General features: G+C 73.0%; 17 protein-coding genes and 1 tRNA gene. 9 read left to right on the top strand and 9 right to left on the bottom strand.

All coding sequences use genetic code 11. The features are described 5' to 3' along the window. Window positions 1-40 precede the first annotated feature (40 nt). Window positions 41-3,445, top strand: a complete 3,405-nt coding sequence (locus ACFYXS_RS28190; protein ID WP_389253118.1) for a PAS domain-containing protein — start codon at window positions 41-43, stop codon at window positions 3,443-3,445. Between the two features lie 79 nt (window positions 3,446-3,524). Here the strand turns inward: ACFYXS_RS28190 and ACFYXS_RS28185 are convergent, their stop codons facing one another. The 4 genes from ACFYXS_RS28185 to ACFYXS_RS28170 form a co-directional block, all read right to left on the bottom strand. Further along, window positions 3,525-5,174, bottom strand: coding sequence for a long-chain fatty acid--CoA ligase (locus tag ACFYXS_RS28185; RefSeq protein ID WP_389253116.1), 1,650 nt, complete (start codon window positions 5,172-5,174; stop codon window positions 3,525-3,527). A 78-nt stretch (window positions 5,175-5,252) separates the two neighbouring features. Beyond that, window positions 5,253-5,780, bottom strand: a complete 528-nt coding sequence (locus tag ACFYXS_RS28180) for a SigE family RNA polymerase sigma factor (RefSeq protein WP_389253114.1) — start codon at window positions 5,778-5,780, stop codon at window positions 5,253-5,255. A 176-nt stretch (window positions 5,781-5,956) separates the two neighbouring features. Next, on the bottom strand, window positions 5,957-6,949 hold the full coding sequence (locus tag ACFYXS_RS28175) for a glycoside hydrolase domain-containing protein (RefSeq protein WP_389253112.1): 993 nt from the start codon (window positions 6,947-6,949) through the stop codon (window positions 5,957-5,959). Window positions 6,950-7,423: 474 nt separating this feature from the next. Beyond that, on the bottom strand, window positions 7,424-7,729 hold the full coding sequence (locus tag ACFYXS_RS28170) for a hypothetical protein (protein WP_389253110.1): 306 nt from the start codon (window positions 7,727-7,729) through the stop codon (window positions 7,424-7,426). 433 nt (window positions 7,730-8,162) lie between these two features. On the opposite strand from ACFYXS_RS28170, the gene ACFYXS_RS28165 reads away from it, so the two are divergent. The 3 genes from ACFYXS_RS28165 to ACFYXS_RS28155 all read left to right on the top strand — a co-directional run bounded on the left by ACFYXS_RS28165 (window position 8,163) and on the right by ACFYXS_RS28155 (window position 13,570). Continuing rightward, window positions 8,163-9,632 (top strand): multicopper oxidase family protein, encoded by a 1,470-nt coding sequence (locus ACFYXS_RS28165; RefSeq protein WP_389253108.1) that lies wholly within the window; start codon window positions 8,163-8,165, stop codon window positions 9,630-9,632. Window positions 9,633-9,661: 29 nt separating this feature from the next. Next, entirely contained in the window at window positions 9,662-11,761 is a 2,100-nt protein-coding gene (locus tag ACFYXS_RS28160; protein WP_389253106.1) for a SpoIIE family protein phosphatase, read from the top strand. A gap of 237 nt (window positions 11,762-11,998) precedes the next feature. After that, entirely contained in the window at window positions 11,999-13,570 is a 1,572-nt protein-coding gene (locus ACFYXS_RS28155; protein ID WP_389253104.1) for a hypothetical protein, read from the top strand. A 63-nt stretch (window positions 13,571-13,633) separates the two neighbouring features. On the opposite strand, the gene ACFYXS_RS28150 is transcribed toward ACFYXS_RS28155, so the two are convergent. Further along, complete coding sequence (locus tag ACFYXS_RS28150) at window positions 13,634-14,872, bottom strand: exo-alpha-sialidase (RefSeq protein WP_389253102.1); 1,239 nt, start codon at window positions 14,870-14,872, stop codon at window positions 13,634-13,636. Between the two features lie 114 nt (window positions 14,873-14,986). On the opposite strand from ACFYXS_RS28150, the gene ACFYXS_RS28145 reads away from it, so the two are divergent. After that, window positions 14,987-15,190, top strand: coding sequence for a DUF6087 family protein (locus tag ACFYXS_RS28145; RefSeq protein WP_389253100.1), 204 nt, complete (start codon window positions 14,987-14,989; stop codon window positions 15,188-15,190). Window positions 15,191-15,405: 215 nt separating this feature from the next. On the opposite strand, the gene ACFYXS_RS28140 is transcribed toward ACFYXS_RS28145, so the two are convergent. Continuing rightward, a tRNA-Ser gene (locus tag ACFYXS_RS28140) sits at window positions 15,406-15,492 on the bottom strand. Between the two features lie 56 nt (window positions 15,493-15,548). Further along, window positions 15,549-17,177, bottom strand: coding sequence for a S1C family serine protease (locus ACFYXS_RS28135; protein WP_389253098.1), 1,629 nt, complete (start codon window positions 17,175-17,177; stop codon window positions 15,549-15,551). Window positions 17,178-17,346: 169 nt separating this feature from the next. On the opposite strand from ACFYXS_RS28135, the gene ACFYXS_RS28130 reads away from it, so the two are divergent. The 3 genes from ACFYXS_RS28130 to ACFYXS_RS28120 all read left to right on the top strand — a co-directional run bounded on the left by ACFYXS_RS28130 (window position 17,347) and on the right by ACFYXS_RS28120 (window position 19,972). Further along, entirely contained in the window at window positions 17,347-18,156 is an 810-nt protein-coding gene (locus tag ACFYXS_RS28130; protein WP_389253096.1) for a glycerophosphodiester phosphodiesterase, read from the top strand. A 182-nt stretch (window positions 18,157-18,338) separates the two neighbouring features. Beyond that, window positions 18,339-18,863: an ATP-binding protein gene (locus ACFYXS_RS28125; RefSeq protein ID WP_389253094.1), complete on the top strand. Its 525-nt coding sequence runs from the start codon at window positions 18,339-18,341 to the stop codon at window positions 18,861-18,863. Between the two features lie 134 nt (window positions 18,864-18,997). Beyond that, window positions 18,998-19,972, top strand: a complete 975-nt coding sequence (locus ACFYXS_RS28120) for a DUF5926 family protein (protein ID WP_389253092.1) — start codon at window positions 18,998-19,000, stop codon at window positions 19,970-19,972. A gap of 182 nt (window positions 19,973-20,154) precedes the next feature. Here the strand turns inward: ACFYXS_RS28120 and ACFYXS_RS28115 are convergent, their stop codons facing one another. Next, window positions 20,155-20,682 (bottom strand): hypothetical protein, encoded by a 528-nt coding sequence (locus tag ACFYXS_RS28115; RefSeq protein WP_389253090.1) that lies wholly within the window; start codon window positions 20,680-20,682, stop codon window positions 20,155-20,157. 116 nt (window positions 20,683-20,798) lie between these two features. Then, window positions 20,799-21,443: a bifunctional DNA primase/polymerase gene (locus ACFYXS_RS28110; protein WP_389253088.1), complete on the bottom strand. Its 645-nt coding sequence runs from the start codon at window positions 21,441-21,443 to the stop codon at window positions 20,799-20,801. Window positions 21,444-22,029: 586 nt separating this feature from the next. On the opposite strand from ACFYXS_RS28110, the gene ACFYXS_RS28105 reads away from it, so the two are divergent. Continuing rightward, window positions 22,030-23,430, top strand: a complete 1,401-nt coding sequence (locus tag ACFYXS_RS28105) for a PP2C family protein-serine/threonine phosphatase (RefSeq protein WP_389253086.1) — start codon at window positions 22,030-22,032, stop codon at window positions 23,428-23,430. Window positions 23,431-23,440: the final 10 nt, after the last annotated feature.

Below are 23,440 nucleotides of genomic sequence, written 5' to 3'. Positions count from 1 at the left end.
GGCGCGGCGGCAAGTGCGGTTTCCAGGGAGGACGCGTCTCGTGAGCAGCAGGCCATCCCGAGGCGCTGCTCGCCTCGCGGCAATACTCGACGCGCTTCCGGACGCGTTGCTGCTGGTCAATGCCAACGGCACCGTCGTCAACGCGAATTCCATCGCCCTGGAGACCTTCGAGTCCCCCGGAACGGCGCTCGTGGGCCGCGGTCTGCTGGACCTGCTGCCGTCCTTCGACGCCCGTCGCATCCCCGGCTCCATGCGCCGCCCCGACGACGACGTGGGCCGTACGAAACCCACCCGGATGATCGCCCGGCGGACCGACGGCAGTGAAATTCCGGTGGAGGTTACGAGCGCCAACCTCGACGACGCCCGCACACCCTTCGCCGAGACCTACAGCTACACCGGCGACGAGCTGCTGATGCTGGTCGTCCGCGACCTGACCGGCACCCTGGACACCGAGACCGAACTCGCCCGCCAGCAGCGCCAGACCGAGATGATCCTGCGCGCGGCGAGCGAGGGCGTCATCGGTGTCGACACCGACGGCAAGATCGTCCTGGTCAACCCCTCGGCCGCGCAGATCCTCGGGTTCCGTGCCACCGACCTCGGCGGCCAGGAGATGCACCCGCTGGTCCACCACTCGCGTCCGGACGGCACCCCACTGCCGTACGAGGAGACCCCGCTCGCCGGCACCCTGCGCTCCGGGCTGAAGCACCGCGCCCGCGGCCAGGTGCTGTGGCGCAAGGACGGGCGCGCGGTGCCGGTGGACCTGATCACGGCGCCGGTGCGGGAGGGCGACCAGCTGGTCGGCGCGGTGATGACCTTCACCGACCGCTCGCGCTTCGACGCGGTCGCGGCCCGCAACGAGCAGCTGCGGTCGCTGCTCGGCGACACGCTGCGCGGGCCGCTGGACGAACTGCGCGGCGAGCTCGCCGGGCTGGCCAACGACCCGGCCGGGCAGCTGTGGCCGGAGGCCAACCAGATCCTGCACCACCTGACGGCGGGCTACGCGCGGATCACCACGCTGATCGACAGCGTACTCACCTTCCAGCGGCTGGACCGCGGCGAGGAGAAGCTGCAGCGCGAGACCACGTCCATGGACAAGGTCGTCGCGTCCGGCGTCGAGGCGGCCATCGAGCTGATCGGGCCCGGCCGTGCCCAGTACGCGGTGCACTCCCCGCCGATCGAGGCGACGGTGGACCCCGAACGCATGTCGCAGGCGCTGTCCCACCTGATCGCGGACGTGGCGGGCGTGGACGCGGCCGGCAACGTTCCCGTGGTGCCGAACAGCGGCGACTCGACGATCGTGGTCGCGGCGGCGCAGCGCGGCGACTCCGTGCGCATCGAGGTGCGCGGGCCGCACGCCGGCGCCAACCCGGTGCACCTCCCGATCGCGCGCGGCATCGTCGAGCGCCACGGCGGGGTGCTCCAGACGCACGACGTGCCCGGACAGGGCAGCGCGTACGTGGTCGAGGTGCCGGTGGGCACGGCCGGAAGCAGGACCGCGGCCAAGGAGCCCCGGCGGGAGTCCGAGACGACCGTCATGCCGGTGCCGTCCGAGCCGGTGCGCGGTACGGCCCTGGCGGCCCCCGCGGTCCCGTCGCCGGCTCCGCCGGCCCTGGCGCCGCCCCGGCCGGCCGGCGACACCCCGGCGCCGGCGCTGCCCGCCGGTGGTTCCGCGCTGGCCCTGCCCGCGGCGCCCACCACGGACGCCCCGACCCCGACCGGCCGCCGCCGGGCGCTGCGGCGTCCCGACGCGGCGCCGGCACAGCCAGCGCAATCCGCACAACCTGCACTGCCGGCACAGGAGGTCCGCCCGGTCGCGATCCCCGTGCCGGCCCCGGCCCCGCAGATCCCCGTCCCGGCGCCCGCGCCGCAGGCCCCCGTACCGGCCCCACCGCAGCAGGGCCGGCAACAGGGCCAGCAACAGGTCGCCGAGCAGCCCACGGGCCGCCGGGCCCGCCGCGCCGCGGCACCCGCCCCGCAGGAACCGCAGGCGGATCTGCTGCCCGCCCTGCCGCCCGCGCCGTCCCCGAACGGCCGGAGCGCCCCGGGGGCGAACGGCAGCGGCCCCGGGCACGGAACCGCCGCCCCCGAGTGGCCGGAGGCCGTGGGCTCGGCGCCCCGGTCGCGCGGCATCATCGAGAGCACCCCGCGGCCGTCGGCGATCGTCGACCCGCGCCGGCTGCCCGCTCCCGCCCCGGCGCCCGCACCGGTCGTGCTGCCCACGCCGGAGCCGCCGCCCGCGCCCGCCGCGCCGGTGATCCCGGAGCAGACGCAGCGCAGTCCCGAGCCCCCGGTCCCGCAGCCGGAACCGCCGGCCCCGGCTCCTGTCCCCGTGCAGCCGCCCCCGCCGCCGGCGCACCCCCAGTCGTCGACCACCCAGGGCCGTGCCATCAGCGTGCGCACCCTCGGTCAGGGCGTGCCCTTCGCCCAGCAGATCAGTGAGCAGACCGCGCACCCGGTCACGCCGACCGGCCGCCGCCGCAAGCTGGCCAATCCCGGTGAGTCCGAGGCCCGCCCGGCCGCCGCCGCTCCCGCTCCCGCCCCGGCACCGGCCCCGGCCCCCGCGCCGTCCCCGAACGGCCAGAACGCCCCCCAGAGCGCCCCGAGGGGTGCGGACACTCCCGGCCGCGCGTACGCCATAGGCGCCCCGACGGAGGACACCGAGGGCCCCGAGCCGCTCGACGGCCCGAACGGCGCGGTCGACGTCACCGACGAGTCGCCGCGCGAGCCGGAGGCCGTCTTCGACGAGCCGCGCCGCCTGCTGGTGTGGCCGGAGCCCGACGTCTCGACCCGCCAGGCGCTGACCGACCGCGGCTACCGCCCGGTCATCGTGCGCTCCCGCGAGGAGGTCGACGCCCAGGTCGCCGAGCCGCCCGCGGCGCTGTTCGTGGACCCGCTCACCGGGCCCATCACCCGGACCGCGCTCCAGTCTCTGCGCCAGGCCGCCGCGCAGGCGGAGGTGCCGGTGCTGGTCACGGCGGGGCTGGGCCAGGCGACCCGGGAGGCCGCGTACGGCGCGGACCCGGCCGTGCTGCTGAAGGCGCTCGCCCCGCGCGACAGCGACCAGCATCCGCCGCGCGTGCTGCTGATAGAGGAGCACCTGCCGATCGCCCAGGCCTTCACCGGCACCCTGGAGCGGCGCGGCATGCAGGTGGCGCACGCCTCCTCGGAGGCCGACGCGATGAACGTCGCCGGGCAGTTCCACCCGAACCTGGTGGTCATGGACCTCATGCTGGTGCGCCGCCGGCGGCAGGGCATCGTCGACTGGCTGCACGCCAACGGCCGCATGGAGCGCACCCCGCTGGTCGTCTACACCGCCGTGGACATCGACCCGGCGGAGCTGCCGCGCCTGGCGTCCGGCGAGACGGTGCTCTTCCTCGCGGAGCGCTCCACGAGCACGGACGTGCAGTCCCGCATCGTCGACCTGCTCGGCAAGATCGGTTCCTGACGCGGGACCGGGGGTTTCGTCCGTACGCACAGCGTAAGGCCCCCGGGGGATTCCCGGGGGCCTCTTCGCGTGCGGGGCGTCAGCCCAGCCGGGTGACGTCCAGCTCGCCGGACGCGTACTGCCTGCGCAGTACCTTCTTGTCGAACTTGCCGACCGACGTCTTCGGCACGGCCGAGATGACCGCCCATCGCTCCGGCAGCTGCCAGCGCGCGATGTGCTCGCCGAGGAACGCGCGCAGTTCCTCGTAGCCGATCTGGAAGCCGTCCTTGAGCACGACGGTGGCCAGCGGGCGCTCGCCCCACCGGTCGTCGGGCACCGCGACGACGGCCGCCTCCGCGACGGCCGGGTGCGCCATGAGCGCGTTCTCCAGCTCGACGGAGGAGATCCACTCGCCGCCGGACTTGATGACGTCCTTGGCGCGGTCGGTGAGGGTCAGGTAGCCGTCGTACGTGATGGTGCCGACGTCACCGGTGCGCAGCCACCCGTCCTCACTGAACTTGTCCTCGGGGCGCAGCGGTTCGGCGCCGGCGCCGCCGTAGTACGCCGCGGCGACCCACGGCCCGCGCACCTCCAGCTCGCCCGCGGACTCCCCGTCCCAGGGCAGGACCTCGCCGGAGGGGCCGACCAGGCGTGCCTCGACGGAGGCGGGGAAGCGGCCCTGGGTGATGCGGTACGGCCACTCCTCCTCGGCGGTGAGGCCGGCGGGCGGGTGGGCCATGGTGCCCAGCGGAGAGGTCTCGGTCATGCCCCAGGCGTGGCGGAGCCGGACGCCGAGTTTGTCGTACGCCTCCATCAGGGAGGGCGGGCAGGCGGAGCCGCCGATGGTGACCTGCCGCATGCTGCTGATGTCCCGCGGGTTGACGGCGAGTTCGGCCAGCAGTCCCTGCCAGATGGTCGGCACGGCGGCGGCGTGGGTGGGGCGCTCGGTGGCGATCATCTCGGCGAGCGGGCCGGGCTGCAGGAAGCGGTCGGGCATCAGCATGTTGATGCCGGTCATGAAGGTGGCGTGCGGCAGGCCCCAGGCGTTGACGTGGAACTGCGGCACGACGACCAGGGTGGTGTCACGGTCGTTCAGGCCCATCGACTCGGTCATGTTGACCTGCATGGAGTGCAGGTAGATCGAACGGTGCGAGAACAGGACGCCCTTGGGGTCGCCGGTGGTGCCGGAGGTGTAGCACATGGCCGCGGCCGAACGCTCGTCCAGCTCGGGCCAGTCGAAGGTGTCGGGGCGGCCCTCGAGGAGGGACTCGTACGCGTGCAGCGCGGGGCGGCAGCCCTCCAGCGGAGCGGTGTCACCGGGACCGACCACCACGACGTGCTCGACCGACTCCATCGCCGGGAGCAGCGGGGCGAGCAGCGGGATCAGCGTGCCGTTGACGAGGACGACGCGGTCGGCCGCGTGGTTGGCGATGAAGACCAACTGGTCAGCCGGGAGGCGCAGGTTGAGCGTGTGCAGGATCGCGCCCATGGAGGGGATGGCGAGGTAGGCCTCGACATGCTCGGCGTTGTTCCACATGAGGGTGGCGACCCGTTCGTCACGGCCCACCCCGAGTTCGTCGCGCAGCGCCCCGGCCAGACGGGCGGCGCGGGCGCCGATCTCGGCGAACGAGCGGCGGTGCGGCTCCCCTTCGCCGGTCCAGGTGGTGACCTGCGACCTGCCGTGCACGGTCGTGCCGTGGGTCAGGATCCGTGAGACCAGCAAGGGCACGTCCTGCATTGTGCTCAGCACCGGGCGCCTCCTCATCGAAGCGGCTACGCGAAGGTAGGTGGGTGCTGCGATTCTGGAGTCATACCGCGCGGTATGTCACTACCCCGGGAACAATTCGGGGTCCTGCCGCAATTTGCCCAGGGCGCGGGAGACGGCGCTCTTGACGGTGCCGACCGAGACGCCGAGCGCCTCGGCGGTCTGGACCTCGCTCATGTCCTCGTAGTACCGCAGCACGACCATGACCCGCTGGCGTGCCGGAAGGCGGGATATCGCGCGCAGCATGGCGTCGCGCTGGCACTGCTGCTCGGCCTCGTCGTGGCCGGTCAGTGCCGCCGGCCCGTACGGCTCGGGCAGGTCGTCGGTGGCGTACTCCTCGACGCGGCGCTTGCGCCACTGCGAGGTACGGGTGTTGACCAGCGTGCGGCGGACGTAGCCGTCGACCGCGCGGTGGTCGTCGATCCGGTCCCACGCCAGGTACGTCTTGGTCAGGGCGGTCTGCAGCAGGTCCTCGGCGTCGCTCGGGTTGGCGGTGAGCGAGCGCGCGGTGCGCAGCAGGGCCGGGCCCCTGGCCTGCACGTAGCGGGTGAACTGTGCCTGCGAGGCGCTGGTGCACACGGGCGTGGTCATGGCTCCACGCTAGGAGCGCGGCCCGGTCCCGCGGATCCGCCGCAGGTGCCGAAGCGGGATCACCCTGAAGTCGTACGAGGGGGGTCCGCCCCACCTCCGGAGGACGGAGAACGGCGCCGCCGCCCCTACGGGGTCACCCCGCAGGGGCGGCGGCGCGGCGCGTCATTCCCGGCGTGTCAATTGACGACGGCCACGGGACCGTCCAGCCGGTTGCGGTCGATCGCCAGCCGCTTGCCGCCGTGCTTCTCGCGGACGGCGCCCGAGTACTGGTGGATGCGGCCGCCGTCCCAGGCGTCGGGGCGGAGCACCGGTTCGCTGCGGAGGGCGGGCTTGCCCTTCCAGCGGGCGAACCACACGGCCTCCGGCAGGTCGTCGACGCCCTGCCGGCGGGCCCGCTCGATGTGCCGGATGCCGGACTCCGAGCTGCTGTAGAGGCCTGGCAGGTAGCCGTTGTCGCTGACCTGGCGGTCCCAGGCCCGGATGAAGTCCAGGGTCTGGTCGGCGCAGCGGGCCTTGCCCGCGTTGTACGCCTCCATGTCGAGGTACAGCGCGCTGCCGGGTTCGAAGCCGAGGTCGGAGGCGGTGCGGACGGCGTCCCAGCCCTCGCTGTCGCCCTGGCCCTCGGGGTCGTCCGGGTCGATCCGGTAGTTGCGCAGATGCTTGCCCCGCACGCAGGGCGACTGCGAACCGACGTAGATCGGCAGGATGCGCCAGCCCATCCTGTGCACGGACTGGACCCAGTTGCGGTTGAGGTTGCGCTGGCTGCAGGCGCGGGCGCGGCCGCCGAAGTACACGCCGATGGCGCGGTACTTGGACTTCAGCCAGGCACGCATCGTGGCCAGGGAGGGGGCGCGGCAGGTGTCGAAGCCGTAGCCCTTGAAGTTCCGCCGCTCGGGGGCGGCTCCCTCGGGCTCCTCGCCGCCGTACGCGTCGTACGGCATGAGCAGTCCGGACAGATCCGGGCCGAGGTCGTACCCGCCCAGTGCGTCACCGGGATCCGTGTCGCCGCCCGGTGCCAGTGCCGACGCCGCGGCGGGCGTGAGCGCGGCGGGGCGGGAAGCGGCGAGCCGGGGGACGGCGCCCTCCGCGGAGACCGGTCCGGTCAGCAGACAGGCGAGCACCAGCCCCACGATCGTCACATATCGGATGATCGGCTTGTGTTCGTGCATGGGTCGAGTGAAAGGGCGCGGCAGCTCGTCGGGCGGTGCGCCACGCCCGGGAGTCAGCCGTACGCAGCAACGTGGGCGTCGTGATCCTGGAGACCGCGGCGGACCGCCCCGCCGGTCCGCCGCGCCCGGACGGCATCCTTGCGGCCGACCCGCTCGCACCCGCTCCGACCAGCACGTTCATCGTGCCGGACAGTCGATCGCCGCGACCGCCCCGGGGTTCGCGCAGTCGTACGGCGATGCCGTTCGATCCGTGCGGGCCCGCCTCCCGGACTGGCCGCCGCGGGGGTTCACCGCTAGGTCTCCACCAGGCCCCGGGCCCGGCTCCGGCCGGTACGGTGTCCCCGGCGCCGGCGCCGCGGGGCGTCGCTGGCGGCGCGTTGTCCACAGCCTGTGGACACCCGAACGCGACTGCGCGACGGCAGTGAGGTTGCCGTCGCGCAGTCGCCCCTTGTCAGCGAGCCCCAGGGGCCCCGGTCACCACATCGGACCGAAGTGGATGTTCACGTTCGACTGGTGGATCTCGGTGAACGCCGACCCGACCACGCTCGCGTTGTTGTTCTGGTTGGACGCGCCCGCCCCGGTGGCGGCCTGCTGCGTCGTGGTCACGCTCCCGAAGTTGTCACGCCCCACGCTGCCACCGCTGTTGCTCACCACGGTCGCGTTGGAACCGCCGCCCGACAGGGCGCCGTTGTCGGCCACTGCCGTCCCGGCGAACAGTGCCGCGGCCAGCGGCAGCGAGGCCATCGCGGCCAGGACTCGGGCGGTACGGGTGCTTGCCATGTCTTTTCCCTCCAGAGGACTGGATATGGGGTGTGCGGGGCGGTTGGCCGACCGCTCCGCCGGCTGTGCGACGTCGCCGCAACCAGAGTTGCCCAGCACCCGGGCCGCCAACCAGGCCCTCCGGTCCATTTCGCTCGCAAGCGTGACGATCTATCGACAAACCTCCAAGGTCATCCCAATTCACCGTATCGGCCGTACAGAGGGGCGCACCGCCCGGCCCCGGCAAGCGACGAAACGTTCCGGCACAACTTTCGGCCACGCTGCGACCGGCCGCCGGGGCGGCGGCTCCCGCACGGCCGCGGATGCTGCCGTTGGGGCGGATGGCGCGCCGGGGGGCGTGGCGCGACGGGGGGCCGGGCGGGGTTCTCCTTAGGCTCCGTCTGACGATCCGCGAGTGGGCCCGCTCCGCCGGACGGTTTCCCCAGGGAGAGAAGTGACTCGGTCCCGATCCGCCGTGGCCCGGTTCGCCGGCGGCCTGGTACTCGTCCTCGCCTGGCTCGCCGGATGCGGCCACGGCCTCTCCGGTACCGGCCCGCAGGACGGGCCCGCCTCCCCGGTCGTCGCGGGCCCGCGGCTGCAGGACCCGCCCGAACTGGTGAGCCACGACGGGCTCCTCAGAGCCACCGTCGTCGTGGAGCGGCGCAAGGTCCGGGTCGGCGACCGCCGGCTGTGGGCGACCACCTACAACGGCATGTACATGCCTCCGACGTTGCGGGTCCGGCCAGGCGACCGCATCGACCTCACCATGACCAACAGGATCGACGAGGACACCAACCTGCACGTCCACGGGCTCCACGTCTCACCGCGCAGCCCGTCCGACGACATCTTCATCGCCATCGGGTACAACCGCTCGTACCACTACGTGTACCGGCTGCCGCGGAACCATCCGGCCGGCACCTACTGGTACCACTCGCACGCCGACATGATGTCCGCCGCCCAGGTCGCCGGCGGCGAGTCCGGCGTCATCGTCGTGGACGGCCTGCGGCGGTACCTGCCGCCGTCCCTGCGCGGCATCACCGAGCACGTCATCGCGCTCAAGGACTTCCAGGTCGAGGGCGACGCGATCAGGACGCACCCGCTGAGCATCGGCGCCGCCACCAACCGCACGGTCAACGGGCAGCGGAACCCCGTCATCGGCATCCGGCCCGGCGAGACCCAGCTGTGGCGGCTGGCCAACATCGGCGCCAACATCTACTACAAGCTGCACCTGCCCGGGCACCGCTTCCACGTCATCGCCCAGGACGGCCACCCCGTCCAGCGGGTCTGGTCGGCGGACACCCTGGTCATCGCCGCCGGGGCACGCTACGACGTCCTGGTCCGGGGCGGTTCCCCCGGAACCGCACGCCTGGAGACCCTGGCGTACGACACCGGCAAGGCCGGGAACCAGTTCCCGCGCGCCGATCTCGCCACCCTCGTCACCGCCGGCACCCCCGTCAGGCCGGCCGCGCTCCCGGGCGCCTTCGCGCCGAACGAGGACCTGTCCCGCGCCACGATCGCCGCCCGCAAGACCGTGGTCTTCACCGAGAACGCGGCCGGCACCGTCTTCTACATCAACGGGCGCACCTACGACCCGAAGCGGAACGACTTCACCTCCGTGCTCGGCACCGTCGAGGAGTGGACGGTGCGCAACGACAGCGACGAGGAGCACTCGTTCCACGTCCACACCAACCAGTTCCAGCTGATGAGCACCGACGGGAAGCCCCACCCGCCGTCCCGCCGCTGGTTCGACACCGTCAACGTGCCCGTCCGGGGCCGGGTCGTCCTGCGCATCGCGTTCCGGGACTTCGCCGGGCGGACCGTGCTGCACTGCCACATCCTGAACCATGAGGACATGGGCATGATGGCCGTCCTCGACATCGTCCGTCCTTCCGGCCGGAGCCGGGACGAGACGCGGGGCAAGTAGTGCCCGGCTCCGGCGGGAAGGACGACCACGTGGCACCCGGCGACCCGACCCCGCCGATGGGCGAGGCGGAGACGGCGATGCTCGGCGCCCTCTTCACCCAGTCGCCGGTGGGCCTGCACCTGCTCGACACCGACCTGCGCGTGGTGCGGGTCAACACCGCGACCACCGCCATGCGGGGCGTGCCGCCCGAGTCCCTGATCGGCCGCCGGTTCTCGGAGGTGTACGACGTCGTCGACGAGGAGCGCCACGAGGCCGTGGTCCGCGAGGTGCTGAAGACCGGTACGCCCCTGCGCGAGCACCTGGTGCGGGCACGCCGCAAGACCGCGACGACACCGACCAGGCACTATGCCATCTCGGTGTTCCGCCTCGACAGCCCGAAGGGAGAGGTGCTGGGACTCGCCATGTCGGTGGTCGACGTCACCCGCCAGGAGCAGGCGCTGGGCCGGCTGAAGATCCTGGACGCGGTGCGCGAGCGGGTGGGCCGCACGATGGACTCCGTGGTGACCTGCGACGAGCTGGTCACCACGCTCTGCCCGGGGTACGCCGAGGTGGCCGTGGTGGAACTGGTGGACGCCGTGCTCCGCGGCGACGATCCCCCGCTCTCCCCGTTCCCCAAGGGCGTGCCCCTGCTGCGGGCCGCCTTCCGCAACAGCCGCGGGCCCCACCACCCGCAGGCCCACCCGGTGGGCGCCGTGCTCAGCCTGCCCGGCCCGACACCGTTCACCCAGGCCCTGGCCGACCTGCGGCCCCGGGTGATCGCCCTGGACTCCGAGCCCGCGTGGCTGGCCACCGACCCCGCCCGCGCCGAGGCCATCATGGCGTCCGGGGTGTGCTCGCTCATGGTCGTCCCGTTGGCGCTGCACGGCAACGTCCTCGGCCTCGTCAGCCTCTACCGCAGCCGGGACCTCGACCCGTTCGACGAGGACGACATCGAACTCGCCCTCCAGATGGCCGACCACACCGCCCTGTGCATCGACAACGGACGGCGCTTCACCCGCGAGCACACCATCGCCTCCACCGTCCAGCGCCACCTGCTGCCGCACCGGGCCGCAGCGCACACCGCCCTGGAGACGGCGTACGTGCCGACCGCCACGAACGGCGCCGGCTCCTGGTACGACACCATCTCGCTGTCCGCCGCCCGCACCGCCATGGTGATCGGCAACGTCGCCGGGCAGGGCATCCACGCCACCGCGACCATGGGCCAACTGCGGACCGTCATCCGCTCGCTGGCCGCCTTCGACCTGCCGCCCGACGAACTCCTCGCCCGCCTCAACGACACCGCGACCCTGCTGGCCGCCGAGCGCGCGTCGCTGCCGCCCGGCGATCCGCTGCACCGCGAGGCGCTGACCGCCGCGTGCGTGTACGCCGTCTACGACCCGCTGACCCGGATGTGCACCATCGCCCGCGCCGGTCACCTCTCCCCCGTCATCGCGCGGCCCGACGGCACCACCGAGATCCCCGACATCCCGGTCGGCCCTCCTCTGGGTGTCACCAGCGGCTCCCCGTTCACCGCGGGCGACATGGCACTGGAGGAGGGCAGCATCCTGGCCCTGTCCAGCTCGCCCGTCGTCGCGGCCCATCTCGCGGGACATCCCGGCCTGCCCTGCGGACCCGCCGCCGGCCCTCCCACGGACGGCGGCCGGCCCCTCGCGGACCTCTGCGACGACGTCCTCTACTCCCTCCCCCCGGACCTGGCCGGACGGGCCGGCGCCCTCCTCCTCGCCCGCACCCGCCCGTTCCCCGCCGACCGGGTGGCCTCCTGGGAGCTCGAGGCCGACCCCGCCGCGGTCTCCGCGGCGCGCCACCACGCCGGCGAACAGCTCGCGGCCTGGGGCATCGAGGGCGACACCGTCTTCAACACCGAACTGATCGTCAGCGAACTCGTCACCAACGCCATCCGCCACGGCGCCCCACCCCTCGCGCTGCGCCTCATCAACGACCGCACCCTCACCTGCGAGGTCCGCGACGCCGGCCCCGCCGCTCCGCGCCTGCGCCACGCCCGCACCGTCGACGAGGGCGGCCGCGGCCTGTTCATCACCGCGCAGCTGGCCCAGGTCTGGGGCACCCGCTACGACGCGGAGGGCAAGACCATCTGGACGGAACAACCCCTGCCGCCCCACCCGTCCTGACCGGGTCCGCCCAAGGTGGAGGCCCGGCGCCAACTTCCCTTTTAGGACGCCGACTTACCGATGAGACGGCCTATGGGCCGGTTCACCGGAACGCCCGTCGCACGCCACCGAAACGCCATCGCACATCTGTACAACTCAACCGCCTGCCCGCAGGTCACATGCCATGTGAACGCATCCTCCAGAAACAGGTACGCCCTGTTGGCGGCAACCACAACCACTGCCGCGGCAATGCTGAGCATGGTGCCCACCACCGCGAGCGCGCAGAGCGCGGCCGCCGGGCCGGCCGTCCCCTACGTCACCAGGACGCACGACGCGAACAACGCGATCGCGCTCCGGGTGGCCGTGTCCCCCTCCACCCACGCCCAGTCCGTCACCGCGACCATTACCCAGGTCGGCGGAACCGCCGTGGGTACCGTCCCGGCCGAGGCCTTCCACCAGGCGGGCACGGACGCCTCGGGCAACACCCTGTGGCAGGCGACGCCCAGCGGCCTGGCCTCCAACCCGAACTACATCGTCACCGCAGACGTCACCGACGATCAGGGCAACCACGTGAAGGGCTTCGGCGACCTCTTCTACGACGACGAGGACTGGTTCGTCGAGGACGACACAGCGCCGGACACCACGGACTGGCTCCACCAGACCGTGACCCTGTCCGGCAAGGTGATCAGGACCCACCCGGACGGCACCCTGATCGGGCCTGTCGCCGGAAAACAGGTCGTATCCATGGGCATCTCCACGGCCAGTGCCGTGACCGCCGAGGACGGCACCTATCGGCTCACCGTCGGCCCGCAGGGCCTGACTTCGCAGTTCACCTATGTTCAGCCCTGCCTTTATGAAAGCTTCCAGTACACGGAATGCGGGCAGATTCACCAGGTCAGCTTCTTCGCCAGCGACACCCGGATCACTCTCGACAAGAGCGCGCTCCCGATGGTGCAGGGCAAAAGCACGGCGGTGACGGGACGGGTCGACTACTTCGACTACACCGCACAGGGCTGGCGGCCGCTGGCCGGTATCCCCGTGAGCACCACGGTCCACAACGACCGCCTCGTCGGGCACACCGATACCCAAGGCCGCTTCTCGATCGCCGTTGGTCCGCCCACCGACGTCAACGGCGGATCGGTCGGCGTCGTGGACTACAGCGACGCCATACCGGCCGGGTGGTTCCTGAAACACAGCACGGCCAGGTACACCGTCGACGTCCACGACCAGGTGACGATCGGCCTCACCGGCGCCTCGATGGGCGCCGACGGGCTCCTGACCCTGAAGGGCACCGCCAGGACCCTGAGCGGCCGCCTTGCGCCGCGGCTGGCCGTGCAGTACTCCGCCGACAACCGGACGTGGAGGAACATCGGCGCCTTCGACCCCCCGGCGGGCGGGAACTTCACCTACCGCAAGGTCCACGCCACCCCGCGCGGCTACTGGCGCATCCGCTACGAGGGCAACAGCATCTTCGCCCCCTCCACCAGCCCGGTGAAGCACCTCGTGCGCACCGCCACCCGTATCACCACGTTCAACGCGGCCCCGGAGCCGGTGGTGGCCGGCCGGCCGATCACGGTCAGCGGCAACCTCCAGCGGCAGCCCGGCAGCGCGTGGGTCGCCTTCGCCAACCAGAAGGTCGACATCTACTTCCGGGTGTACGGCAGCGACCGGCTCGCCTCCATGGGCTACGCCCGCACGGACTCCCGCGGGCACTTCAGCAAGCGGTTCACCGCGAAGTGGGACGGCGCCTGGCGCGCCGTGTACCGGACGCCCAGCGGTGCCTACCTCGACACCCTGTCCGGATTCGACACCGTGTACGTCGACCACTGATCAGTGGTCAGTGATCGCTCGGCATCGCCGAGGGCCGGGTCCGGCCACATACGGACCCGGCCCTCAGCCGCCGAGCACCGGCAGGGACAACCCGGTGAAGACGATGCTCTCGTAGGGGGAGCCGGCCCCGGTCTCGTAGAGCAGGCCGACCCGGTCCCGGTCCAGCTGCGCGAGGTCGGAGTAGGCGGCGGGTGCGGACGACAGCCGGCGGGCGGCGGACCAGGTGGCGCCCCCGTCGCGGCTGACCCGCACACCCATGCCCACCCGCTCCTGGGCGTCCGACGGCGCGGCCATCAGCAGCGGCCCCGTTCCGCGGCCGTCGTCGGTCTGCAGCAGGGAGGCCTTGACCATGGGCGCGGTGACCCCCGCGCTCTCGCTGAAGGGTGCCTCGACCGACGCACCGCCGTCGGAGCTCCAGGCGTGCGCCTGGTTGCCGGGTGCCTTGCCGTTCTGGTCCCTGGCCCCGAAGTACAGCCGGCCGTCCGGGAGCTGGGCGACCGCGGTCTCGTTGACGTTGATCCGGTCGTCGCCGGCGGGGTCGACGTAGCCGATCCGCCACGTCACGCCGCCGTCGTCGCTGATCAGGGAGTTCCCGCCGCAGTAGCGCCACTCCTCGCCGGTGTCGTGGCTGCCGGCCGGGGGCGTGACCGAGTGGTCCGCGCCGGCGACCAGCCGGCCCTCGTGCGGCCCCTTCGTGAGCGCGACGCCGTGGCCCGGGCCGGTGGCGTACCACCGCCAGCCGGGGAGTTTCACCTGGTCCGTGATCTCGCGCGGCCGTGACCAGGTGGCACCCGCGTCGGCGCTGCTCTGGACGTACACCCTCCGGCTGTCCCGCGGGGGCACGGTCCCCGCCATGATCTGCTGCTCCGCCGTCGTGCCTGCGTTGCGCGTGGTGAGCAGCACCACTCGGCCCCGGCGGCTGTCCACGATCGGCGTGGGGTTGCCCACCGTGTCGGTCCCGGCGTCGGAGACCCGCTCCAGCGGCGACCAGCTGCATCCGCCGTCCGTCGACCGGCGCTCGACGACGTCCACGTCGCCGTAGTCCGCCTCCGAGTGGCGGCGGCCCTCCGCGAGGGCGATCAACACGGGCTTCCCGGAACCCGGTTCGGCCGCCTCGACCAGCGCCGGTATCCGGAAGGTGTGGTAACCGCCCTCTCCCGACGTGAACACCGCGACCGGCGCGCACCCCACCTCCAGCGGGTCCGCCTCGGCCCCGGCACCCGGCGACGCCTGCGCCTGGCAGCCCAGCAGCAGCAAAGCACCGGCGCCGCCGAGCGCGGCCCGCACCGCTCCTCGCACCATTCGGACTCCCCACCAGATTTCGCCTGAGCGTTCGAGAACCTAGCACCCGAGGATGTCGCGCCGGCCCTCGCCGTGGTTCTGGCGGCTCAACGGCGCCTGCGACATGCTGCTCCCATGTCCGACGAGTCCTTGGAGCGGTGGATGCGGCGCCGCGAGGAGCAACAGGAACGCACGAAGGGGCGACTTCGGCTCGACACCCTCGCCTCAGGGCCCCGACGGGGCACCCACGTGAACCCGGACGCCCCACGTCTCGTCTCCCGGTGGGACGGCTGTGCGTGGCAACCGGTGTCCGTCGTCTCCGACCTGGCGGCGGCCTGAACCGTTGTGTACGGGCCGCAGGGGTCCGGCCGTCTCGCCAGAGGAAAGACCCCGGCCCAGCCCCGACCGCCAGCGACCGCCGACGGGCGGAAGGCCCGGCTGCGCGACCTGCTCGACGAGTAGACCCGCGCCGCCGCTCCACGGCGCGGTCGCCCACGGGCACCGCAACAGCGACGAGCCCCCGACCGGAACACCGGTCGGGGGCCGTTCACACGCGGAGAGTGTGGGATTTGAACCCACGGTGACATCGCTGCCACGACGGTTTTCAAGACCGTTCCCTTAGGCCGCTCGGGCAACTCTCCCCGCGCCGCCGGCCCAGGTGTGGGGCGGCGGCGCGGGGACAGCCTAACGGGTCGGATCAGCTGGCGCTGTCGCCCTTGCGCTCGCCGAGGGTGAGGGTGGCGGTGCGGGTCCGGCCGTCGCGGGTGTAGGTGACGTCGACCTTCTCGCCGGGCTGGTGCTGCCAGATCTCGCCGATGAGGGTGGGCGAGGAGTCGACGACGGTGTCGTCGAACTTGGTGATGATGTCGCCGGACCGCAGTCCGGCCTTCTCCGCGGGGCCGCCGCCGGTGACCGCGCTGGGGCCGGTGGCGATCTTGGCGCCCTCGCCGTTGTAGCTGGAGTCGACGCTGACGCCGATGACCGGGTAGATCGGCTGGCCGGTCTTGATCAGGTCCTCCGCGACGCGGCGGGCCTGGTCGATCGGGATGGCGAAGCCGAGGCCGACGCTGCCGGACTGGGAGGTGCCGTCGCTGCTGCCGGTCGACTGGATCGCGGAGTTGATGCCGATGACGGCGCCCTCGGAGTTGAGGAGGGGGCCGCCGGAGTTGCCGGGGTTGATCGAGGCGTCGGTCTGTATGGCGCTCATGTAGGACGCGTTGGAGCCCTGGCCGTCGCTCGAGGCGATGGGACGGTGCAGCGCGCTGACGATGCCGGTGGTGACGGTGCCGGAGAGGCCGAAGGGGGCGCCGATGGCGATGGTGGAGTCGCCGACGGCGACCTTCTCGGAGTCGCCCACGGCGAGCGGGGAGAGCTCGTCGGCGCTGACCCCCTTGAGCTTGATGACGGCGACGTCGTAGCCCTGGGCGCGGCCGACGACCTCCGCCTCGTACTTCTTGCCGTTGGAGAACGTGGCCGTGAGCTTGCCGCCGTCCGCCGCGGGGGCGACCACGTGGTTGTTGGTGAGGATGTGGCCTTCCTTGTCGTACACGAAGCCGGTGCCGGTGCCGCTCTCCTGGCTGCCGCTGGCCTCGATGGTGACGACGCTGGGAAGGGACTGCTTGGCGATGCCCGCGACGGAGTCGGCGGCCCGGCTGAGGTCCTTGGGGTTGCCCGCGGCGGAGATCGTGGTGGACCCGCTGCCGTCGTTGCGGTCGGCGGCCCAGAAACCGATGCCGCCGCCGATGCCGCCGGCGACCAGCGCGGCGACCAGGACCGCGGCGATCAGTCCGCCGTTGCCGCGCTTGCGCGGCGCTGCGGGGGCCGGCACGGGATCGCCCCAGACCGGACCCGCGGGACCGCCGGGGCCCGCGGGGGCTCCGAAGGGCTGGGTCGGCGGAACCGCGGGCGGCCCGGCCGGGTGCGCGGCGTACGGGCCCGCGTGCGGCGCCGCGTGGTGCGCGGCGGCGTGCGGCGGAGCGGCGTGATGGGGGGCCGCGTGGTGCGGAGCGGCGTGGTGCGGAGCGGCGTGCGGCGGAGCGGCGTGCGGCGGAGCCGGGGGCTGCACGGGCGGCTGCACGGCGGTCGGGGGTTCGGCCGGGGCCGGGGCCGCGGCGGCCGGCGCGGGCGCATCGGCCGGCGGCGCGTCGGCCGGCTGCGCCGAAGCGGCCGCGGGAGGACCGTCGGGCGCCGCCGGGGGAGCGGCGGGCTCCGCGGGCGCGGCCTGCGGCGGCGCGGGAGGTGCAGCGGGAGCGGCGGGCTCAGCGGCGACGGACGGCTGCGCCGGCTGCGTTGCCGGGACCGGACCGACCTCGTTCTCGGTGCTCACGGCTGTATCTCCTCCGGGATATGCGTTGTATGCCGTGCGTACGGTTGCGGTCACGGAGACGTACGACGGCCGACAGGATGGGGACAGCTTTTCCCACCGGTTGTCAGACCACCGTAAACAGTCGCGAGCGGCGTCCGTGGTACGACCGGGCGGATGGCACGATAGCCCGGTGACCCAAGACCGCGCGATCCAGGTCGTCGCCCACCGGGGTGCCTCCGAGGATGTCCCGGAGCACACACTCGCCGCGTACCGGAAGGCGATCGAGGACGGTGCGGACGCCCTGGAGTGCGACGTGCGTCTCACCGCCGACGGCGTGCTGGTCTGCGTCCACGACCGCCGGGTGAACCGCACCTCCAACGGCCGGGGCGCCGTCTCGGCCATGGAGCTCGCCGATCTGCGGACCCTGGACTTCGGCTCGTGGAAGGGGCAGCACACCGACGCCGAGGTGCCGGACCGCTTCGACGCCGACCCGGACGAGGCGAGCCGGGTGCTCACCCTGGAGCGGTTGCTGGAGCTGATCGCCGACACCGGCCGCCGGATCGAGCTCGCGGTGGAGACCAAGCACCCCACCCGCTGGGCGGGCCAGGTCGAGGACCGGCTGCTGGAACTGCTGGACCGTTTCGGCATGCTGCGGCCACCGGCGGGCGAGCCGCCGCGGGTGCGGGTGATGAGCTTCTCCTCGCGCTCGCTGCGCCGGGTCCGGCTGACCGCGCCCCAGCTGCCTACCGCCTTCCTCATGCAGTACGTGCTGCCCCGGCACCGCGACGGCCGGCTGCCCGCGGGGGTGCGGATCGCCGGGCCGAGCATCCGCATCCTGCGGACGAACCCCGGGTACGTGGAGCGGCTGCACCGGGCCGGGCACAGCGTGCACGTGTGGACGGTCAACGAGCCGGAGGACGTCGAACTGTGCGCGCGGCTCGGCGTCGAGGCGGTCATCACCAATCGCCCCAAGCAGGTTCTGGCCCAACTCGGCCGCTAGGCAAGGGCGGTGGACGGCATCGTTCCGTTCACGCCGCCCGGGGGCCCGAGTCGCGGCGCGCCCCGGCGCGTTCGGTGCCCGTTCGATCGCTGTGTGTGCACCAAGAGATCGCTGTTGGCCGGTTTCCGGCATGAAACGAGAGGGCATCCATCCGGTGGCGTGGGGTGAAGGAGGTCTCGGGGGTGGCGTTGGTGGTGGCCCAGGAGGTGCCGACGTCCTCGACCATGGCCCTGCCGCATGGTCCGACGGGTGTCGCTGAGGCGCGGCGAAGGCTGCGCAAGGAACTGTGTGCGTACGAGGTTCCGGAGCCGGTCGTCGACGACGCGGTGCTGATCCTCTCCGAGTTGCTGAGCAATTCCTGCCGGCACGCGCGCCCGCTGGGCGAGGACGAGCCCTCGGCGGGCGGCGGCAGCGGGATCCGCGCCACGTGGCGCATCGACGAGGACGGGCTGCTGACGGTCGAGGTGACCGACGGCGGCGGTCCGACCCGCCCACTTCCGGCCAGTCCCTCGCTCACCGCTCGCGGCGGCCGGGGGCTCGGCATCGTCCGCAGCCTCTCGCTGCGCTGGGGCGTGCGGGACGCCCCCGGCGAGGTCACGGTCTGGGCGATGCTCGCGGTGCGCAGCCGCCACGCGCGGCGGGACGACCTGGCGCCGCAGATCGACATCCCGATCGACTTCGCGGACCCCTTCGAGGACCTTCCCTGACGACGGTCCGGCCCTGCCGCGGCCCCCGTCCGGGCGGCCCCGGACCCCGCCCCGGTCGCGACCTCCCCTGACGGGAGGCCACGTGGCGCTAGGCTCACGGCCGGAACACCGCCGTTACCGGGAGAGATCGAGCCATGGCGAAGAAGCGCCCGACGAAGACGAAGGCCCCCGCCCGACCCGCGCAGCTCACCGACGGGGAGATCCCCGTCGTCGGGGCCCGGGAGCCCTGCCCGTGCGGTTCCGGGCGGCGCTACAAGGCGTGCCACGGACGTGAGGCGTCGCACGCGGTGGCCGAGTTGGTCCGGCGGCCGTTCGAGGGCCTGCCGGGCGAGTGCGACTGGGTGGCGCTGCGCGAACTGGTGCCCGCGGCGACGGCGGAGCTGAAGCTGAAGGACGGGCTGCCCGAGGGCGTGCCCGTGGTGACGCTGGCGACCGTGCTGCCCATGGCCTGGCCGGGGTTGCGCCGCGACACCGGCCAGGTGCTGCTGGGCCTGCAGAACGAGACGGCCTCCGGGGACATCAGCCGCGACCTCGCCGAGACCCTGCTGCGCGCGCTGACGGCGGAGCCTGGCCACCCGGTGGACGGGAACCGGCCGGCGCCGGTCGGACCCCGGCTGCAGGACGTGCTGGACCTGGACGCGCCGTTCGAGCCGGTGGTGCACACCGGGTTCGAGTTCTGGCTGGAGAACGCGGACGCCGCCACCGGGGAGGTCGCCGCCTCCCTGGAGCGGGCGAACGCGGCCGTGATCCCCACCGTGCGGCTGACCGGCGTGGACGCCGCGTACTGGTGCCAGACCCCGGAGAAGAACCACCTGCGCTGGGTCATGCCGCACCCGGAGGAGCGGCTGCTGGACGCGCTGTCGCGGCTGCACGCCGCCGGCGCCTCGTCGCTGGGCGAGGACACACGGCTGGTGGGCTCGTTCCGGGCGCACGGCCTGGTCGTCCCCGTGTGGGACCTGCCGGTGGGCGTGACCGCGGACGAGGTCGAGAAGCCGGCGGCGGCGTTCGGCGAGCGGCTGGCCGAGGTGCTGGAGCTGGACACCCCGCTGACCGCGGACGAGCGCCGGGCGCGCAGTGGTCTCACCAACCGTCAGATCACCTTGAGTTGACACTCAGTGACAGCAGTGTGACGGTGTGAAGATCGTCGTGGTGATCCTGGTCACAGCCACCCCCGTCCGGGGCGAAACAGGGGCCGGAACCCGCGCACCCGGATTTGCGTTCGGGCGAAGTCTTGTTACCGTTTGAACAGTCCGGTCGCTGGTGCATCCCCCGTCGCCAGCGACCGGACGTTTCATTGTGCGGACCCGCTGCGCAGCAGCGGACGTTCCGCGTTCTCCTCGGCGATCTCCGCCACCGCCGCATAGGGCTCGGCGCCCTCCGGCACCGGGACCGTCCGCTCGCGCGGTGTCTCGCAACTCCCGCTCCCCAGCGCCGCGTCGATGGCACAGCGTGCCTGCACGGCGCGGCCGTCCGGCAGCAGCAGGGTCAGCACGCCGTCCAGCCGCCGCCCGGTGGTGTTGCTCCAGTACGTGCGCGCCCAGGTGTCGCCCTCGCCGACGACGGTGCAGGTCTGCGCCCGCAGCCCCTGCGGGGAGACGAACCGGGGACCGCAGGATGCGGTCTGGCGTTCGGATTCGGCCAGTTCGGGCCGTCCGCCCAGCAGTTCGGACCCACTTGACAGCAACCCGCCGTCGGTATCGGCGGACACCGGTTCGACGGGGACGAAGGCCCCCGTGCCGGCGGCGGCCGGGACGACCAGCGCGGCCGCCACGACGACACAGACGAGGGCGGCCATCCGAAGGTTCGACGCGCGCATCATGCGCAGAACATAGCGGGAGAAAAGGGCGCCGAACCGGGGGCCACGGGCAGTTGACGCCCCCGTGGCCCCGCTCCAACCCGAAAGAGTGACGGCGAACGGCGCTCCGTCCGCGGGACTCAGTACGAGAGCCGGCTGCCGTCCGGCGCCGTGCGCCCCGCCTGCACCAGCGTGTCGACGATCACCCGCACGCTCGGCAGCCACGGCGCCCGCTCCCCCGGGTCCACGACCGGCCGCCGCTCCCAGCGCGCACCGCCGGCCCCGACGGGCGAGGGCGGCAGCACGGTGTAGCCGCCCTGGCCGTGGAAGCGCAGGGACGACGGCACCCATTCGTGCCGGTCGAGCAACTCCCCCAGTTCCTCCAGGGAGTAAGGCTCCACCAGGACCGCGACACGGGTCGGGGTGGCCACCACCGGCCCGACGCGCACCCCGCGCTTGGCGAGCACGCCGAGCGCCCGCGCCCCCGCGACGGCCGGCAGGCTGACCGCGGAGACGCACCCGCCGGTGGCGAGGACGACGGGCTGGTCCGGGTGGTGCGTCCACCACCAGCGCACCATCCGCGGGTCACGGGTGGCCGCCAGGAGGCCGGGGTCGTGCGGATGGGCCCCGGGAACCGGGCAGTCGGGACGCAGGCAGGCGCAACCGCCGTGCCCGTCCGTCCCGGCTCCGGGCACCACGGGCCACTGCCACTGCTCGGCGCAGGTGAGCGCCGCGCGCAGCAGCTCGGGACTGCTCTTGCGTCGCTTTCCGAGGATCTCACGCATCCGCGCTCGTTCCTTTCCGTTGGCGCTCAGGGATCTGCCCATGACACAACGTAATCTGGAACACACCGCTTACGAGGCAGCGCATCACGTCTCGAGCCGAGCGTGGAACGTGGCGGGGGGTGGCGCACACATGGCGCTTGTCCGTCCAGGGTGTGCTGCGTACTGCGTTTCCGTGGTTTCCGTACTCCGTGTGCGGTCCCGCTGGCTGTGCAACACCCCGCCGTGGGGGGAGGGTCGGCCGTCGCCGTCTAAGACGCTCGGACCGGGCGCCGGGTTCCTGAGGCCGCCAACTCCCATCCCGTACGTACCCACTGCTGTGGATATGACGCACTGTCGAACCCCCCCAGTCGACAACTAATTGTGGCACGCGGTGCCCTTTTTCGGCCATAGTCCCGCAACCCTTACGGCGCATCGACACCACCGCACCTACCTGGGCAATCCTGGACACACCCCTAAGGAGGCGGTAGAAGGTAATCCATTGATAGCGGCGCAGAACGACTTGGGGGTTTGCGATGCTATTGACACAAATGCGCTGCTCTACGGAGCCGCCGCCGTATCGCGTCAAAGGTCGCGAAAGCCGGCGACCATGAGCACGGCAGGACTTCCGAAAGTGGCCGGAATCAACCCACCCATTCCGGCATCGGCGCACACTGCCGCTCCCGCGGTCGAACAGCGAGCCCATCCGGACGGCCGTTCCGCACCGGGCGGACCGGACGGGACGGACGAGCCCGCCGGTCAACCGGGCACGGCACAGGACGCCTTGGCGTCGTGGGTCGACGACCTGACGACGCTGCACGAGCTGTCCGAACGCCTCGCCCGCACCGCCTGCGTCGAGGACGCGCTGCGCGAAATGCTGCGCGCGGGCGGCACCTTGACCGGCGCGCGGCGCGGGCTGGCCGCGGCCGGTCCGGCCGACCACGGCCGTCCCGCCACGGTCACCGGGCTCGGGCTCTGCCCCGCGGAGCTCGGCGCGCTGGAGACGGTCCCGCTGCCCGCCTCGCCCGGCACGGTGCCGGCCGAGGAGATCCACCCCGACCTGTGCCACGAGCCGGGCCTGGATCCGCGCCACCGCGAGGTCGCCGTGCGCCTGGGCCTGGGCGCCAGCTACACCGTGCGGCTGGCCACGGAGAACGCCGGCCGGCTCGGCTCGGCCGTGTGGTTCTACGACGAGCCCGCCGAACCGGGCGAGCGGCTGCGCCATCTCATCGGCCTGTACTGCCGCCACGCCACCGAACACCTCGCCCGGCTGGTCGAGCTGGACCACCTCCGCGCCACCGCGGCCGCTCTGCGCGCCCAGCTGCTGCCCACCCGGCTGCCCCGGATCCCCGGGGTCCGGCTGGCTGTGACGCACGTCGCGGCCCCCGGCGGCGGAGGGGACTGGTACGACGCGATGGCACTGCCGGAGGGCGCCCTCGGGCTGTCCGTCGGCGGGGTCACCGGCTCCGGCACCGGCACGGTCGGCGCGATGGGACGGCTGCGGGCGGCCCTGCGGGCGTACGCGGTGATGGAGGGCGAGGACCCGGTCGCGGTGCTGTCCGACCTGGAGCTGCTGCTGCGGCTGACCGAGCCCGCGCGCTCGGCGACCGCGCTGTACGCCCACGTCGACCTCACCAGCCGCCGGATCGCGCTGTCCGGGGCCGGGCACTGCCCGCCGCTGGTCGTCGGCGAGCGCCGGGTGGAGTTCGTGGAGACCTCGCTGTCGGCACCGCTGGGCATGCTCAGCTGCTGGGAGGCGCCCGGCGCCGAGTTCCGGGCGCTGCCCGGCGAGACGCTGCTGCTCTACACCGACGGGCTGCTGCACCGCACCGGAGACGCCACCGACCGGGCCGTCACGCGACTGCACGCCGCCGCGGCGGGTGCCCCGCGCGCCGTCCGGGAGGACCCGGCCCTGCTCGCCGACCACGTCCTGCGCACGCTGCTGCCGGACGGCCGCGGCGCGCACGAGGACACCGAAGACCTCGTCCTGCTGGCCGCCCGCTTCGACTGACCCACTTACG

It is taken from the genome of Streptomyces sp. NPDC002574, assembly GCF_042889545.1.
Classification (GTDB): Bacteria; Actinomycetota; Actinomycetes; order Streptomycetales; family Streptomycetaceae; genus Actinacidiphila.
This window is presented reverse-complemented; position numbering and strand designations above follow the sequence as displayed.

What these genes read in the sequence shown, in the direction of transcription:
- ACFYXS_RS28180 (WP_389253114.1), bottom strand. Translation starts at nt 5,780, where the DNA reads ATGACCACGCCCGTGTGCACCAGCGCCTCGCAGGCACAGTTCACCCGC.
- ACFYXS_RS28105 (WP_389253086.1), top strand. Translation starts at nt 22,030, where the DNA reads ATGAGCACGGCAGGACTTCCGAAAGTGGCCGGAATCAACCCACCCATT.
- ACFYXS_RS28120 (WP_389253092.1), top strand. Translation starts at nt 18,998, where the DNA reads ATGGCGAAGAAGCGCCCGACGAAGACGAAGGCCCCCGCCCGACCCGCG.
- ACFYXS_RS28150 (WP_389253102.1), bottom strand. Translation starts at nt 14,872, where the DNA reads ATGGTGCGAGGAGCGGTGCGGGCCGCGCTCGGCGGCGCCGGTGCTTTG.
- ACFYXS_RS28110 (WP_389253088.1), bottom strand. Translation starts at nt 21,443, where the DNA reads ATGCGTGAGATCCTCGGAAAGCGACGCAAGAGCAGTCCCGAGCTGCTG.
- ACFYXS_RS28155 (WP_389253104.1), top strand. Translation starts at nt 11,999, where the DNA reads ATGGTGCCCACCACCGCGAGCGCGCAGAGCGCGGCCGCCGGGCCGGCC.
- ACFYXS_RS28115 (WP_389253090.1), bottom strand. Translation starts at nt 20,682, where the DNA reads ATGATGCGCGCGTCGAACCTTCGGATGGCCGCCCTCGTCTGTGTCGTC.
- ACFYXS_RS28170 (WP_389253110.1), bottom strand. Translation starts at nt 7,729, where the DNA reads ATGGCAAGCACCCGTACCGCCCGAGTCCTGGCCGCGATGGCCTCGCTG.
- ACFYXS_RS28175 (WP_389253112.1), bottom strand. Translation starts at nt 6,949, where the DNA reads ATGCACGAACACAAGCCGATCATCCGATATGTGACGATCGTGGGGCTG.
- ACFYXS_RS28145 (WP_389253100.1), top strand. Translation starts at nt 14,987, where the DNA reads ATGTCCGACGAGTCCTTGGAGCGGTGGATGCGGCGCCGCGAGGAGCAA.